The sequence below is a fragment of the Pedobacter sp. Leaf41 genome, assembly GCF_001422545.1.
Classification (GTDB): domain Bacteria; phylum Bacteroidota; class Bacteroidia; order Sphingobacteriales; family Sphingobacteriaceae; genus Pedobacter.
Genome location: NZ_LMLE01000006.1, coordinates 124104 through 139473, shown reverse-complemented (window position 1 = coordinate 139473; position 15370 = coordinate 124104). Strand labels below are relative to the sequence as shown.

Here is a 15370-nt window from a genome sequence, read left to right as displayed (position 1 = left end):
ATTTTACATCAAAGTTCCCGTCTCCCATTAATAATTTATTTCCCTAGTACGCTGCAGTAAATTGCTCTTGATGATGTGCATCATTCTCCAATTCATCTGCCAAAACGATACTTAAATCTTCAACAGATAAAATTGAGCGACCTTCTTCATTGAAAACCGGTGAAGTTTTACCTAAACGATATGTTCCAGTTTTACCGATTGTAATACCTGGATGCATTTCAATAGCGGGACTGAAAAACACCCAATCCAATTCTTTTTCTTGTTTTAAAGTATTGAAATAATCTCTTACAGCAGATGCTCCAGGATAAATTTCCTTTGGAAAATCAGGACCATCAACCAACTGTTTTCCGTCAATTTGCAAAGTTCCGGCACCCCCAATAAAAATGTATCGTTTTACTCCCGATGCTTTTACTGCTTTCAGGATTGCCTCTGCCCCAGCCAAAGTATCATCGTAAAGATTTGGATTAGTCCAACCCGCGTTAAATGCGCTTATTACCGCACCTGCTCCCTTTAAAGCCTCTGCAAGTTGATCGGTATCCAAAACATCTACCGCAACTTTACTTACTTTTTCGTCAGCGTTTTCAATTTTGGTGGTGTCACGGGCAATGGCAACCACTTCGTTCCCACGGCTAACTAATTCATTTAAAAGGGCTTTACCTACAAATCCTGAGGCGCCTATCAGTGCTACTTTCATGTTATTTAATTTTAATTGGTGAATATTTGATTTTTGAATGAGTGATTATTGTAATGAGTGAATTTTGAATGAGTGAATGAATGAATAAGATTAGAAGATCATAACTGAAACTTATTTTATTACAGTTTTGGATAAAAAATTTTTATTTAAATTTTAATGCGAAATCAGCCAGTGTCTGCGTTGATAAATTTTCGATTAACGCGTTTTCTGCATCGCTGTAAAGTGTATTTAAATGTTGATTAATTTGTTTCCCTATCGGGCATTTAGGATTTGGCTCGTTTTTACTTTGCCCTAGAATATTGTTGTTTTTCACCGCTTGATAAACTTCACCGAGATTAATTTCAGATGCGCTTTTTGCCAAAAATGAACCTCCGCCTTTCCCCTCTTTGCTATCAACGAAACCATGCTTACGTAAATTAATGATCTCCTTTCGTACCAGTACAGGATTAATGTTAATACTTCCAGCCAGGTAGTCCGAGCTCACTACTGCACCTTTCGCATCATCGAGCAAGGTTAAAATGTGTAAGGAAATCGGAAACCGGCTATTGTTCATTCTGTAATTATTTTTATTACAGTACAAATGTAGGGAGATTTATTTAACATCAAAATATATCAGGATTTATTTTTTTAAATAAAAATCCTAGACCCAAGAAAATAGAATGAGGCAGATCGCTCGATGGATTAGCCCATCAAATTATTTATTTGCGCATACTGCAATAACATAATGGTTTTGCCATCTTTAATCTCACCGGTTGCAATCATCTGCAGGGCATTTGAAAAAGGCAGTTCTAAAACCTCAATGTTCTCTTGTTCCTCATGATGGCCACCGCCGTCGCTTACTTTCATCTCTTTTGAATATTCTGCTACGAAAAAATAAAGAATTTCGGTAACAGAACCAGGCGACATATAAGCTTCAAAAACCTTTTTAACCTCGCTAATTTTATAACCTGTTTCTTCTTCAGTTTCGCGTTTAATGGCCGTTTCAGGGTTATCTTTATCCAGCAAACCAGCGCAGGTTTCAATTAACATTCCGCTCTCATTGCCATTGATGTAGGTAGGCAACCGAAATTGACGTGTTAAAATAACCGTTTGATTTGCTTTGTTGTACAGCAAAATTGTAGCGCCATTTCCCCGATCATAAGCTTCGCGTTCCTGCGTTTCAATTACACCACCTTTGGTTTTATACTCAAATTTGATTTTGTTTAAAGTGTACCAATTATCTGACAGGATTTCCTTGCTAATAATTTTAACGTTTTCGTTGCTCATGGCTGTTTGGTTTTGTAACCAAATGTATTATTATTTTATTGGGGATGACTACTGAAATAGATTCTTGCGTGTTCATCATCATTTAATCTTGACGACCGATTTTCTAGATTTCGCCTAAAAAACAGAAATTATAGTTTCTTTACTTTCCTAAATCTGAAAAATTGGCTATATCAAGCTAATTTCCTATTTAATTTTCGACATAAAACAAGCCTTTAAAATTCGTACTTTTGCAGCCGAAATGATTTCAATAAATAATTTAACATTCCTAATTGGCTCAAGAGCCTTATACGACGAGGCGAACTGGCACATTAAACCCGGTGATAGAGCGGGTTTAATTGGTGCCAACGGTACAGGAAAATCAACACTTTTAAAAATAATTGTTGGCGAGTATGCGCCTAGTTCAGGCACGGTTTCTATGTCAAAAGACTTAAAAATCGGCTACTTAAACCAGGATTTGCTTTCTTACGATTCGCACCATAGCATTTTGCATGTGGCCATGGAAGCTTTTGAGCGCCAAAACCAGCTGCACGACGAAATTGAAGAGCTACTGAAAAAAATTGAAACTGATTATAGTGAAGAAGTTTTATATAAGCTAAGCGATAAGCAACAGGAATTTGAAGCCTTGGATGGCTACAACATTGAATATAGAGCAAATGAAATTTTGGCAGGTTTGGGTTTTAGTACAGCAGACCAACACCGTCCACTAAATACCTTTTCTGGGGGTTGGCGTATGCGTGTAATGCTGGCCAAAATTTTATTACAAGACCCCGATATTTTACTTTTGGATGAGCCGACCAACCACATGGATTTACCTTCCATTAAATGGTTGGAAACCTACCTGGCAAGTTTTGAAGGTGCAATTGTAATCGTTTCACACGATAGGTATTTCCTTGATAAAATTGTAAACCGTACGGTTGAATCTCGCAAAGGAAAGTTAAACGTTTATGCTGGAAATTACAGTTTCTATGTTGAAGAAAAAGCACTACGTGGAGAAATTCAAAAGGGTGAGTTTAAAAATCAACAGGCAAAAATTAAGCAGGAAGAGCGTTTGATCGAACGTTTTAAGGCAAAAGCATCGAAAGCTAAAATGGCGCAATCGCGGATGAAAGCTTTAGATAAAATGGAACGCATTGATGATGTTGATGATGATAACCCAACGGTTAATTTCAGTTTTAAATTTACCAAGCCATCAGGCCGACATGTAGTTCGGATTGAACACGCCACCAAACATTATCCTAACGTTCACATTCTTCAAGATGCTGAAGCAGTAATTGAGAAGGGTGATAAAATTGCCTTGATTGGTGCGAATGGAAAAGGAAAATCGACCTTATTGAGGATGATTGCCGGTACCGAGAAATTTGAAGGTTTCTGCGAAACCGGTCATAATGTAACCACAACCTTTTTTGCCCAGCACCAGTTGGAGTCGTTGCATCTTGACAATGCCATTTTGGAAGAACTACAAGCTTTTGCCCCGAAACATACAGATACAGAGTTACGTAGTATTCTAGGCTGCTTCCTGTTTACAGGAGATGATGTTTTCAAAAAGATTAAGGTGCTATCTGGAGGTGAAAAATCTCGTGTGGCTTTAGCAAAATCATTAACAACAGATTCGAACTTTTTAATTCTCGATGAGCCTACCAATCACTTAGATATTCAATCTGTTAATATCTTGATTCAGGCTTTACAACAGTTTGAAGGCACATTTATAGCCGTTTCTCACGATAGGTATTTCCTTGATAATGTTGCAAATAAAATCTGGTTTATCGAAAATGAACAGATTAAACAATACCCTGGCACTTATGCCGAATATGAAGAGTGGAACAGCAAACGTGAAATTCCGGCATCGAAACCTATTCCGGTAAAGATGCCTGAAAAGAAGAAAGAAGAGCCAAAAGCTGTTGCGCCAAATACCGCCAGTCAATTAAAAAAATTGAATGATGGATTGAAAAAAGTAGAAGAATCCATTGCAGAACTGGAAGCAGCAGTAAAAAATATTGAAGCAGAATTGGCTGATGAAAATGTTTACAGCAAAGCTGATAAATTGGCCGAAGCCAACAAACGTTATTTAGCTGCGAAACAGGATTTAGATAGCAACCAAACGAAATGGGAAGATTTAGCTGCCGAAATTATGGAGCTGGAAAGCTAGTTTTTGCCGCAGATTCGCAGATTAAAAAATTAGGCCACAGAAAAAATTCTGTGGCTTTTTTATTGTTGTTCTTTGCCACGGAGACACGGCAAACGAGAGCAAAATCTTCTAATGAAACTTATCCTAAATAGACGGTTTAGACATACGATTCAATAACATACATAATGCTTTTTAGAGCAATTAAAAAAATATCTGTGGTTATCCTTTTCATCTGTGGTTAATACTATTTACTTTTAACCATGCAAAAACTAATTGTAATACTTTTATTTTTCATCCCCACCCTAAGCTTTTCACAAACCGATAAAAACTTCGTTTACGAGAATAAAATATACCTCCCGAATATTAAAACGGTTCTTTGTTACAACAGCACCCGTGAGCAAAGTTTGCCGGTTATTCAGTTAAATTCATCAGAAACCATTACCTTTTCATTCGATGATCTGTTGGCTGGAACTAAAAATTATTGGTATTCTATAGAGCATTGTACTTCAGACTGGCAACCATCAAGAATATCAACAATAGATTATCTAGGCGGCTTTAATGATGATAGAATCATCTATTACCGTTACTCATCAAACACCACCAGGAAGTATACCCACTATGAATTAAATTTCCCTAATACACAGATACAGCCGAAAATTGGCGGAAATTATTTATTAAAAGTTTACCTCGATGGCGATAAAAATTCGCCAGTAATATCGCAGCGTTTTTATATTGTAGATAATCAGGTGGCCGTGGCAGCAGAGGTTACCAAATCTATGCAGGTGGCAGATCGGAATACAAAGCAAAAGATCAATTTTACCATCAATCACAGCATGCCTATTCCTAATCCTTATCAGGATTTGAAGGCGATTGTGATGCAGAATTTCAACTCCAATACCGCACAACTAAATACCCGTCCCTCATTTATCCGTCCTAATCAACTTGTATTTAACGATTTGACCACCAACGATTTTTGGGGTGATAATGAATTCAGAAAATTTGACACCAGAAGTTTACGTTACAAAGCAGATAATGTGAAAGATATTTATCGCGATAGTGAATCGGTAAACGTAATGCTTTTTCAGGATGCGCCTAGAAATACCGGTGCTTTTGCCAATCAATATGATGAGAACGGCAATTTCTACATCAAAAATACTGATGGAAGAGACGACAAAACTGAAGCCGAATATATGGGGGTACTTTTCACATTGAATGCTGCTGCCCCATCAGCCAATGGCGATGCCTATGTAATTGGTCATTTTAACAACTATACTTTAAGTAAAGAGAACAAAATGATTTATGATGCCGGGCGGAAACAGTTTTACGTTAATATAATGCTGAAGCAAGGGCTATACGATTACGAGTATGCCTGGTACAATAACGAAACCAAGACTCTGGAAAGTCAGCCTTTTGAAGGCTCCTTTTTCGAAACAGAAAACACCTATCAAGTTTTTGTGTATTATCGTCGCCCAGGTGCGAGATGGGAAACCTTAGTTGGCTTTGCCAATATCAGTAATAAAGCAATCGATAGACGCTAGTGCGAAGAACTGCGATTAATTGTCAACTATACCTTTATTGTTACATTAAATTTCGTCAGTTTAATATTGGTTAATTACTTTAGTAATCAGATTATTGAGTAACCGTAAATCCTTTTCAGCAGGCATTTCTAACCAAAATTATGTTTAAACCAATTTTCGCATTTGCATTAATTTCAATTAGTTGCCTGCAAGTCTATGCTCAGGAAACTCCAAAATCGTATACCCAGAATATTAACGGCACCAGGTTGAGCTTTGACATGGAGTCAATTCCTGCAGGTACATTTTATATGGGAAGCAAAACTGGAAAACCTGATGAACAACCCGTTCACCAGGTAAAGTTAGATGCTTTCTGGATGGGCAAATGCGAAGTAACCTGGAATGTTTTCGAACCTTTTTTGTATCGTGATTTCGAAAAGCAAGCCAGTACCGCGGCTATTCCTGCAGAGGTTGATGCGGTTACCCGGCCCACAAAGCCTTATTTGGATATGACTTTTGGTATGGGAAAAGAAAACCAGCCAGCAGTGGGCATGACCCAATATAACGCCATCCAGTTTTGTAAATGGTTGTATGTACGAACTGGTATTTTTTATCGCTTGCCTACCGAAGCAGAATGGGAATATGCCTGCAAAGCAGGATCTAGCACAGCATATTTTTTTGGCAATGAGGCCGCAACATTAAGTGATTATGCATGGTTTGCCAATAATAGCGATAATAAAACACATCCGGTAGGACAAAAGAAGCCAAATGCTTGGGGTCTGTTCGATATGCATGGCAATGTGAGCGAATGGACCTATGATCAGTATGTTGCTGATTTCTACAAACTCGGCGAAAGTAAAATAGCTGAAAACCCTGTCGCTAAGCCAGAAAAGCTATACCCACATGCTGTTCGTGGCGGCTCTTACGATGAAGCAGCTGAAAATCTTCGATCAACAGCGAGGTTGGCTTCCGATCCATCCTGGAAACAGCTTGATCCGCAAATTCCGAAAAGCAATTGGTGGTTTCCTGAAGCCCCTTTTGTTGGCATGCGCCTGGTCCGCCCGGTTAAAGCCCCAAGTAAAGCAGAAATAGAAGCCTATTATAATAAACAACCTATAAAAGATTTATAAACCGAACTAATAGAACCACAAACCCAAAATCAGGAATGAAAAACGAACCAAACACAAACGATAGAAGAGATTTTTTAAAATCATCTGCCTTGCTTGCAGGTGGCGCTATGTTAAGCAGCATTCCTCTTGCCGGAGCCTATGCTTCGGGAAGCGATACCATTAAAATTGCCTTAATAGGCTGTGGAGATAGAGGTACGGGTGCAGCATTTCAAGCCCTAGGCACTAAATTCAACATCAAACTCGTAGCCATGGCAGATGCTTTTCAAGATCGTTTGGATAGCAGTTACCAATCTTTAAACACCAAATTTGCCAACAAAATGGACGTGCCTAAAGAACGTCAATTTGTGGGTTTTGATGCTTATTTGAAAGCAATTCCTTTGGCAGATGTAGTATTGCTTGTTACGCCTCCTGGTTTCAGACCAATCCATTTTGAAGAAGCCATTAAGCAAGGAAAACATGTTTTTATGGAGAAACCTGTTGCAGTTGATTCACCGGGAATTCGAAAAGTTTTAGCCGCAGCAGAAATTGCCAAAAGCAAAAAGCTCAACGTTGTTGTCGGGTTGCAGCGCCGTTATCAAGCCAACTATCGCGAAGCGATGAAACGTGTTCAAGAGGGTGCCATTGGCGATATCGTTTCTGGACAGGTGTATTGGAACAGTGGCGGTGTTTGGGTTCGTCCGCGTACGGCAAATCAAACTGAAATGGAGTACCAAATGCGAAACTGGTATTATTTTAACTGGCTATGTGGCGATCATATTGTGGAGCAGCACGTCCATAACATCGATATCGCAAATTGGATAAAAGGTACGCATCCCGTCTCAGTTCAGGGTACAGGAAGCAGGGCCTGGAGAACAGGAAAAGATTATGGAGAAATTTATGATAACCACGCTGTAGAATTAACCTATGCAGATGGATCGGTGGTTTATAGCCAATGCAAACATTTCGAAGGCGTTCCTAACCGGGTTGATGAAACTTTCCAGGGTACTAAAGGAAAAATTTATTTATCAGCCGGAAACCAGGCAAAGTTGTGGGATTGGAAAGGGAATGTAATTTATAATCACAATACAAAAGGAAATGCAAATCCATACCAAACCGAACATGATGAGCTTTTCGATGCCATCTCAAAAGGTGAGTATAAATTTGATAATGCTGAATATGGCGCCCATAGCACTTTAACCGGGATAATTGGCCGATATGCAACTTATTCTGGACAAACCATTAAATGGGATGAAGCCTTAGCTGCCGACAATAGTTTAATGCCCGAGCGTTTTGCCTGGGACGCAAACCCTAAGTTGATGCCTGATGCGAATGGATTATATCCAATTGCTATGCCCGGAAAAACCAAGGTGTTATAATTGAAATAATGTACCGATATCTGTTTCTCTGCCTTCCGTTGATCTTTTCGATTTTCAGTTCTAAAGAATTGAGCCAATATAAGATTACAGGGTTAGCTCAGGGAACAGACTATCACATTATGTATTATGCTGCTGATAGCGTTGCTACAAAAAGTGGAATTGATAGCTTGTTGAATGAAATTGATTCATCAATGTCTCTTTACAAAAAGGGCTCGCTCATCAACCAATTTAATTCATCAACGAAGGGAGCGAAACCCGACACATATTTAAATGCTGTTTTAAAAAGAAGTTTTGAAATTAATCGTGACACCAAAGGCATTTTTGATATCACGGTTGCGCCATTAGTCCAAGTCTGGGGATTTGGTCCAGCAGAAAACAACCGGGAACCAAGTGCAGAAGAAATAAAAACCATTTTGAAGTGCACAGGAATGGAGAAACTGAAACTAGAAAACAACATGCTGTTAAAATCATCGCCTTGTGTAAATATCGATCTTAATGGCATTGCACAAGGTTATAGTGTAGATCTGATCGCAAATTACCTGACCACAAAAGGGATTAAAAGCTTTGTAGCCGAACTGGGTGGTGAAATTAGAATTGCCGGCCCTAAACCAAACGGAACCGCAATGAAAATCGGCATTGAGGGGCCAGATAAAGATGGCACACCAGTAATCAGACATATTGCGGTTTTAAACAGCGGAGCGATTACAACATCGGGCAATTATAGAAAATTCCATCAAAGCGGGAGAAAGGTAATCTCACATTTAATTGATCCGAAAACGGGCTATCCTTTGGATAATGAAATGATCAGTGTAACCGTATATGCAAAAGATGCCATTACAGCTGATGGGTATGATAATGCTTTGATGGGCATGCATCTAGATGATGCCTTAACATTTGTAGCTAATCGCAAATACCTGGAAGCTTATTTTGTTTACCGAAAAAAGGATGGATCTGTAGCCGATACCTTATCAAATGGATTTAAGAAATTAATTAAAAACTAAGTCTTTACATTTTAAAAACCAACAAATGAAAAGAAGTGAATTTATAAGAAATAGCCTGTTAACCGCAGGCGCCATTACAGCCGGAGCTGGATTTACAGAAACCTTTGCTGCTGAAAAATCGACCGCGATACTGAGTGACAAAACTTTTAATATGGATTATGCGCCACACCAGGGGATGTTCGCTAATCACGCGGGTAAAAATTTTCTCGATCAGATCCAATTCATGTACGATAAGGGTTTTCGCTCTATTGAAGACAATGGTTACTTAAACCGACCTGTGGAAGAGCAAGAAAAGATTGGCGCCTTATTGGCTCGACTTGGGATGCGAATGGGAGTTTTCGTTGTAGATGGCGGCGATAACTGGAAAACTTCTTTAACCACGGGTAAAAAAGAATTTAAGGATAAATTTGTAGAAACCTGCAAAAAATCAGTTGATGCAGCCAAAAGATGTAATGCGAAATGGCTTACAGTTGTTCCAGGTTTTTATGAGCGCAACTTGCCCTATGGAAATCAGTTTGCAAATGTAATTGATGCGATGCGAGCCGGGGCCGAAATTTTCGAACCACATGGCTTAATCATGGTATTGGAAACACTAAGTGATACGCCAGAACTGTTTCTGCAGAAAACTAACGAAACTTATGCTGTATGTAAAGCCGTTCAAAGCCCGGCTTGCAAAATTTTGTACGATATTTACCACATGCAGCGCACAGAAGGCGATTTAATTAAAACGATCGACCGTTGTTGGGATGAAATTGCCTACATCCAAATTGGTGACAATCCGGGTAGAAAGGAACCTACCACCGGAGAAATTAACTATAAAAATTTGTTTAAGCACCTTCATAAAAAAGGCTATAAAGGTGTGATGGGCATGGAACACGGAAACTCGCAACCTGGAAAAGAAGGCGAGTTAGCTGTAATTGCTGCTTATAGAAAAGAAGATAATTTTTTGTAAAAGTTAGATGGTAGTTTAAAGGTCAGGATTACTCATCTCGACCTTTAAACTACCATCGATTTATTCGGTTTTTAAAACCCAAACCGATACGCTACCGGCGTTACAGTGAAATTCTGCCCAGCCATTTTCATCAATTACCACTTCCTGTTCTCGATATCCAAGTGCATCAACAAATGTTTTTCCAGCAAAATTCTGCCCGAGTTCCATCGCTTTAAATCCTTCTTCACCCGTGCTTAATAAGACCGCTACCCCACTGTTTTCGTGTTCTTCGTCTCCAGCTCTTGTCCAACCCACACAGTTATTGTGGTCAAAATAATCGCGTTGCTCCCCGTAAGCTAAATGAGCTCTAATTTTTATCATGATGTCCAGGCCTGGTAAAATAGCGAGGTCGATATGTGTATCATCTCCTTCAGGATTTTTATCATCATAAATCCCCCCGTATAAATCCGGGAAAAACAAACACGGAATTCCTTGCTCTCTTAGTAATATGATGGAATATGCCAATGGTCTAAACCAGAATTCTACGTAGCTTTCCAAGGCCTGCAAAGGCTGAGAATCATGATTATCGACAAACGTTACAGCAAGTTCAGGCGAGATGGAAATCAGTGTATTATCAAGAATAGTGCGCATATCAAAACCGTTTCCATCCTTGCTGGCGAGGAAGAAATTATGATGCAGCAGGGAATCAAAAATCTGGGTTTTGCCTTCCATTAACCGCAGGTATTCTTCTTGCGATTCGGTATTTTCTACATTCCAATCTTCGGCAACAATAAAAAACCTCTTATTAAACTTGGCCTCCAGATGGTCAATCCATTCCTTAATAAAATCAGGATTAATGTGTTTAACCGCATCCAACCTAAATCCATCGATGTTGGTAGTTTCCACAAGCCACTCTCCCCAATATTTCAACTCCTCTACAACGGCACGATTGCGGTAATCAATATCATCGAACATGAGGTAATCGTAATTACCCAGTTCAGTAGATGGAACATCCTCAAAACCTTCGCCCAAATGATTTTGGATGGAGTAAATTGCAGTTTCTTTCAGATCTTCTGCCCAATCTACTCCACTAAAACATTGATGGTCCCAAATAAATTGTGAGTATTTCCCTGCCCTATTTGGAAAAGTGAATTTGGTCCACGCTTCAATCTCGAAAACATCGCTGGTGAATTCATTTCTATTATCGGGATTAACAGTTCTCACAGGCACTTTTTCCAATTCATCGCCGCCGGCTTTGTGATTAAAAACAATATCTGCAATGGCTGAAATTCCTTGATCTTGAAGGCCCTTAATGGCTTTCAAATATTCGTCTTTAGAACCATAACGTGTGTTTACACTTCCCTTTTGATCGAACTCTCCAAGATCGAAAAGATCATAAACATCATATCCAACTGAATATCCACCTGTACTCGCTTTATAGGCTGGCGGTAACCAAACCCCAGTTACCCCGATTTCTTTCAAATGCGTAGCTTCTTGCGCTACTTTACTCCATAAATTTTGTTCTTCATTGTAATACCAATGAAAATATTGGATTAAGGTTTGATTCTGCATTAATTTAATTTTAAGATATGATAACATGAGTTTCTGGCAATTGTTTTTCCAGAAATGTAAGCTAAAAGTAAATCGGTAAGTATTTAAGGAGATGGTTTAAAGATAGCCCAATTTATATTAAAATATATCTAGCGCAGTAAACAGGTTTCCCATTTGAACTGCCGATTGTACCTAAACCTGATTTAACGGAAATCCTTTTAAAATTTGACGCATATTCTTTGAATGAAGCACCAAAAAATTTTAAAAGATTGAAGTGATAGCAGGACGAACGTTAAGCTGAGGTAGAAGCCTTGCTTTTCAAATGATTAATGGAATGCTGATTTAAGGCACATTTTATTTACTTTTGCGCTTGAATATGAGCTTAAAAAAGAAATTTGCCAGAGAGAGTTTTACCATTATGAATGAACTGGTATTACCCAACGATACCAACACACTCAACAATTTAATGGGTGGCCGTTTATTGCATTGGATGGATATTGCTGCAGCTATTTCTGCTCAAAAACACTGCAATCGTATTGTAGTGACTGCTTCTGTAGATAACGTTTCTTTTAAACACCCCATCAAATTAGGCGATGTAATTACCATCGAGGCGAAAGTTACCAGAGCTTTTAATACATCGGTAGAAGTGAGGCTGGATGTTTGGGCAGAAAATATTCCCAGTGGTGCACGCCAAAAAAGTAATGAAGCCTATTATACTTTTGTAGCGGTAGATCAAAGCGCCAGAACCATTCCGGTACCCGAACTAATTGCAGAAACTCCAGAAGAAATTGAGCTTTTTGAAGGTGCGTTAAGAAGGAGACAGTTGCGCCTGGTTTTAGGCGGCAAAATGAATCCGGACGATGCCAGCGAATTGAAAGCGCTATTTTTTAAAGCATAATTTTTACAAAAAACTTCTTGGTGCTTAACATGTTTGTTTTATTTTAGTAGCTTAACATTCGCTAAAAATATGACTACATATACCATACTGATAATTTTAAGCGGATTAGTTATCTTCTCTTATCTGTTTGATTTAGTGGCAAGTAAAACTAAAATACCATCGGTTTTACTACTGCTTTTGCTGGGTATTGGCCTTCGTTTTTTAGTAGAGAACTTAAAAGTTCACACCTTCAATTTTCTATCCATTTTACCAACTTTAGGTACCGTTGGTTTAATTTTAATTGTTTTTGAAGGTTCATTAGAGCTTAAATATGATCGAAATAAAAACAAGATTATCAAGAGTGCATTTTTCTCAGCGCTAACAGTGTTACTCGGCACAGCCACCATTATCACCGTAATTATTTACCAAATTTCGCATAAAGATTTATACACCTGCATTGCTAACGCTATACCTTTCAGTGTAATCAGTTCTGCCATCGCCATTCCCTCCGCAGCAGCGTTGGGTGGTAAGGATAAAGAATTTGTGGTGTACGAATCTTCGTTTTCTGATATTTTAGGGATCATCATTTTTAATTTTGCAATTACCAATCATTCGCTCACCACATCGGCCTTTATTGGACTAGGTTTAAGTACATTTTTGATTATCCTCTTATCGGCAATTGCTTGTATTGTTTTACTTTATATCATGGGCAGATTGGTGCACCACATTAAATTTTTCTTGATTATTTCCATTTTGATACTCGTGTATGCCATCGGCCAATCTTATCATTTATCGTCGCTGGTATTAATTCTGAGTACAGGATTATTTTTGAATAATGCCGATACCATTCAAAACGTTTGGTTCAGAGGGGTATTTTTATACAAAAATCTCTCTGCTGATTTATCTCAACTGTACCAGTTATCAGCAGAAAGTGCATTTATTTTAAGGACCTTTTTCTTCGTTATTTTTGGCTTTACCATGAATATAAACGAACTTAATAATTTGCCCATTATTGCCAACGGACTTATTATTTTAGCCTCAATTTATGTGATCAGACTTATTTTCCTGAAGATTTTTAAGAAAGATTCGATTGCCCCAATTTTATACATTGCCCCAAGGGGATTGATTAGCATATTGCTTTATTTCAATTTACCAGCTTCGCTGAAAATTGCTGAGGTAGGAACATCATTCTTGTTTCTGGTGGTATTGGGATCTAGTTTGGTAATGACTTTAGGAATAGCATTCAGCAGTAAAAAAGTAGAGGAAAACACTACGGCTTAAAGCCCGCCGACAATGTTTTAATTTTGTTAAGCTCGGCCAGGGTATTTGGATTCTGCTGATAGTAAACCGAATAGTAATTAAGTGCTTCCAGTTGACTATAATCAAACCCTCTACTGAATTTATAGTTAGCAATGCTTGGATTTATATTATGCAAAGACCCGGCAATAATATTTGCAACGCCTTCCATCGCTGTTCCAAATATTGCCCCGCCAACAGCTCCAGCAAGTTCTTCATCTGGTGTAGGCTCTTCTCTTCCCCATTTGTCTACCGCTTTTCCTTGCTGGTTGGTGTATTTGTATTCATTGGGATCTTTCTTTCCAACGTATTTAAAAACATAACTCTGCAATTCATAGCTTGCTTTCGTTACCCTTAATTTTATTGACTTTATTTCGGATGTTTTTATTTCATGGTATTTTTCATCAGAATAAAGCAGAACCGTTTGAGAATCTATTTTAAAGAACAAGCCTTTAATTTTGCTATCATTCGTTTTTACAATGGCGATGTAGGGCTTAATTCCATCCGAAATTTGCGCTTTGCAAAACAACATACTGATTGATAAAATAGCTACAAATAGTATTCTTGTTTTCATAATACGGTATTTAAGACTGAAATAATTATCCTGGGTTTGCTAAAAATTTAACTGCCCATTTCTAAAATCTTATCAAATTCTTCCGCTTTTAGCGGCATTACAGAAAGGCGCCCCTGGCGAACCAATGAGATATCAACCAAGCTAGGTTCAGCTTTAATTTGCTCAAGAGATACCGGAGTTCTTAAGGTTTCAACCGGTGATAAATCTACCACTACCCAATTGGCATCATCAGTTGTCGGATCCTGATAGAATTCTTTTACCACTTTGGCAATTCCAACCACATTCTTACCTTCGTTGCTATGATAGAAAAGAACCAAATCGCCTTCTTTCATGGCTTTTAAATTATTTCTAGCCTGATAATTGCGCACACCATCCCAAAAAGTTCTTCCATCTTCGTTAAACTTTTGCCAGCTATATTTGAAGGGTTCTGATTTTACTAACCAATGATTCATATAAAGATTTAAGATTCAAATCTACAATTAAGAGTTGATTTTATAAACCAGAATTGTCATAAAATAACAATGGCGATTCCGTATTAGAAACGCCATTACGATAAATTCTATCTGAAAATCTTGAACTACGTTAACCTTCAAATGTTGGATTTTCTATTAAGCCAATTACATTACCAAAAGGATCGAAGATGCTGCCCACCCAAATTTGTCCACCAACGTTATTTGGAGCTTGATGAATTTCGACTTCCAATTCGCTAAAACGTTCAAAAGTTTTTGTAATATCATTAACGCCCCAGTAAGTGATAGAATGGTTGCCATTACTGTAAGCTGAATCATCAGGATCTAAACCTAACTCAAAACCTCCAATGTTATAGCCAACATAGTAAGGTTCATCAAAATAGGGTTCAATATCGAAAACCTTTTTGTACCATTCTTTGGCAGCAGTTAAGTCGCCAACATAATAAACTATAGTTCTTAATCCTTGTAACATAGGGTTTAGGGTTTAGGGTTTAGGGTTTAGGGTTTAGGGTTTAGGGTTTAGGGTTTAGGGTTTAGGGTTTAGGGTTTAGGGTTTAGGGCAACCTTTCGGTTTATAAATTGTTTA

At 38.2% G+C, this 15370-nt stretch carries 15 protein-coding genes; 8 read left to right on the top strand and 7 right to left on the bottom strand.

Going from position 1 to position 15370, the window contains the following annotated elements:
- Positions 1 to 43: 43 nt before the first annotated feature.
- The 3 genes from ASE92_RS07820 to nudK all read right to left on the bottom strand — a co-directional run bounded on the left by ASE92_RS07820 (position 44) and on the right by nudK (position 1960).
- Positions 44 to 718 (bottom strand): NAD(P)-dependent oxidoreductase, encoded by a 675-nt coding sequence (locus ASE92_RS07820; protein WP_255352343.1) that lies wholly within the window; start codon positions 716 to 718, stop codon positions 44 to 46.
- Between the two features lie 118 nt (positions 719 to 836).
- On the bottom strand, positions 837 to 1247 hold the full coding sequence (locus ASE92_RS07815; protein WP_056849551.1) for an Rrf2 family transcriptional regulator: 411 nt from the start codon (positions 1245 to 1247) through the stop codon (positions 837 to 839).
- Positions 1248 to 1375: 128 nt separating this feature from the next.
- Complete coding sequence (gene nudK, locus ASE92_RS07810; protein ID WP_056849550.1) at positions 1376 to 1960, bottom strand: GDP-mannose pyrophosphatase NudK; 585 nt, start codon at positions 1958 to 1960, stop codon at positions 1376 to 1378.
- Between the two features lie 238 nt (positions 1961 to 2198).
- Between nudK and ASE92_RS07805 the strand changes: the two genes are divergently transcribed.
- From ASE92_RS07805 to ASE92_RS07780, 6 genes are all read left to right on the top strand, one after another.
- Positions 2199 to 4106 (top strand): ABC-F family ATP-binding cassette domain-containing protein, encoded by a 1908-nt coding sequence (locus ASE92_RS07805; protein WP_056849549.1) that lies wholly within the window; start codon positions 2199 to 2201, stop codon positions 4104 to 4106.
- A gap of 239 nt (positions 4107 to 4345) precedes the next feature.
- Entirely contained in the window at positions 4346 to 5623 is a 1278-nt protein-coding gene (locus tag ASE92_RS07800; RefSeq protein WP_056849548.1) for a DUF5103 domain-containing protein, read from the top strand.
- Positions 5624 to 5763: 140 nt separating this feature from the next.
- Positions 5764 to 6729, top strand: a complete 966-nt coding sequence (locus ASE92_RS07795) for an SUMF1/EgtB/PvdO family nonheme iron enzyme (RefSeq protein WP_056849547.1) — start codon at positions 5764 to 5766, stop codon at positions 6727 to 6729.
- Positions 6730 to 6764: 35 nt separating this feature from the next.
- Positions 6765 to 8084 carry a Gfo/Idh/MocA family oxidoreductase gene (locus ASE92_RS07790; protein WP_056849546.1) on the top strand — a complete coding sequence of 440 codons (1320 nt, stop codon included), beginning with the start codon at positions 6765 to 6767 and terminating at the stop codon, positions 8082 to 8084.
- A gap of 68 nt (positions 8085 to 8152) precedes the next feature.
- Entirely contained in the window at positions 8153 to 9085 is a 933-nt protein-coding gene (locus ASE92_RS07785; RefSeq protein ID WP_235527316.1) for an FAD:protein FMN transferase, read from the top strand.
- Between the two features lie 25 nt (positions 9086 to 9110).
- A complete protein-coding gene (locus ASE92_RS07780; RefSeq protein WP_056849544.1) occupies positions 9111 to 10037 on the top strand; it encodes a hydroxypyruvate isomerase family protein in 927 nt (308 codons plus the stop codon).
- 60 nt (positions 10038 to 10097) lie between these two features.
- On the opposite strand, the gene ASE92_RS07775 is transcribed toward ASE92_RS07780, so the two are convergent.
- Complete coding sequence (locus tag ASE92_RS07775) at positions 10098 to 11588, bottom strand: alpha-amylase (protein WP_056850019.1); 1491 nt, start codon at positions 11586 to 11588, stop codon at positions 10098 to 10100.
- Positions 11589 to 11943: 355 nt separating this feature from the next.
- On the opposite strand from ASE92_RS07775, the gene ASE92_RS07770 reads away from it, so the two are divergent.
- The gene (locus tag ASE92_RS07770) at positions 11944 to 12465 is read left to right on the top strand and encodes an acyl-CoA thioesterase (protein WP_056849543.1); all 522 of its coding nucleotides are present in this window, start codon (positions 11944 to 11946) and stop codon (positions 12463 to 12465) included.
- Between the two features lie 69 nt (positions 12466 to 12534).
- Complete coding sequence (locus tag ASE92_RS07765) at positions 12535 to 13725, top strand: cation:proton antiporter (protein ID WP_056849542.1); 1191 nt, start codon at positions 12535 to 12537, stop codon at positions 13723 to 13725.
- Here the strand turns inward: ASE92_RS07765 and ASE92_RS07760 are convergent.
- The 3 genes from ASE92_RS07760 to ASE92_RS07750 all read right to left on the bottom strand — a co-directional run bounded on the left by ASE92_RS07760 (position 13715) and on the right by ASE92_RS07750 (position 15256).
- The gene (locus tag ASE92_RS07760) at positions 13715 to 14314 is read right to left on the bottom strand and encodes a hypothetical protein (RefSeq protein ID WP_157255688.1); all 600 of its coding nucleotides are present in this window, start codon (positions 14312 to 14314) and stop codon (positions 13715 to 13717) included. The genes ASE92_RS07765 and ASE92_RS07760 overlap by 11 nt on opposite strands.
- 47 nt (positions 14315 to 14361) lie before the next feature.
- Positions 14362 to 14766, bottom strand: coding sequence for an EVE domain-containing protein (locus ASE92_RS07755; protein WP_056849540.1), 405 nt, complete (start codon positions 14764 to 14766; stop codon positions 14362 to 14364).
- A gap of 130 nt (positions 14767 to 14896) precedes the next feature.
- Positions 14897 to 15256, bottom strand: coding sequence for a VOC family protein (locus ASE92_RS07750; RefSeq protein WP_056849539.1), 360 nt, complete (start codon positions 15254 to 15256; stop codon positions 14897 to 14899).
- Positions 15257 to 15370: the final 114 nt, after the last annotated feature.

Excerpts from the sequence above, each read along its gene's own strand:
- ASE92_RS07815 (WP_056849551.1), bottom strand. The coding sequence starts at position 1,247 with ATGAACAATAGCCGGTTTCCGATTTCCTTACACATTTTAACCTTGCTC.
- nudK (WP_056849550.1), bottom strand. The coding sequence starts at position 1,960 with ATGAGCAACGAAAACGTTAAAATTATTAGCAAGGAAATCCTGTCAGAT.
- ASE92_RS07805 (WP_056849549.1), top strand. The coding sequence starts at position 2,199 with ATGATTTCAATAAATAATTTAACATTCCTAATTGGCTCAAGAGCCTTA.
- ASE92_RS07800 (WP_056849548.1), top strand. The coding sequence starts at position 4,346 with ATGCAAAAACTAATTGTAATACTTTTATTTTTCATCCCCACCCTAAGC.
- ASE92_RS07795 (WP_056849547.1), top strand. The coding sequence starts at position 5,764 with ATGTTTAAACCAATTTTCGCATTTGCATTAATTTCAATTAGTTGCCTG.
- ASE92_RS07790 (WP_056849546.1), top strand. The coding sequence starts at position 6,765 with ATGAAAAACGAACCAAACACAAACGATAGAAGAGATTTTTTAAAATCA.
- ASE92_RS07780 (WP_056849544.1), top strand. The coding sequence starts at position 9,111 with ATGAAAAGAAGTGAATTTATAAGAAATAGCCTGTTAACCGCAGGCGCC.
- ASE92_RS07775 (WP_056850019.1), bottom strand. The coding sequence starts at position 11,588 with ATGCAGAATCAAACCTTAATCCAATATTTTCATTGGTATTACAATGAA.
- ASE92_RS07770 (WP_056849543.1), top strand. The coding sequence starts at position 11,944 with ATGAGCTTAAAAAAGAAATTTGCCAGAGAGAGTTTTACCATTATGAAT.
- ASE92_RS07765 (WP_056849542.1), top strand. The coding sequence starts at position 12,535 with ATGACTACATATACCATACTGATAATTTTAAGCGGATTAGTTATCTTC.
- ASE92_RS07760 (WP_157255688.1), bottom strand. The coding sequence starts at position 14,314 with ATGAAAACAAGAATACTATTTGTAGCTATTTTATCAATCAGTATGTTG.
- ASE92_RS07755 (WP_056849540.1), bottom strand. The coding sequence starts at position 14,766 with ATGAATCATTGGTTAGTAAAATCAGAACCCTTCAAATATAGCTGGCAA.
- ASE92_RS07750 (WP_056849539.1), bottom strand. The coding sequence starts at position 15,256 with ATGTTACAAGGATTAAGAACTATAGTTTATTATGTTGGCGACTTAACT.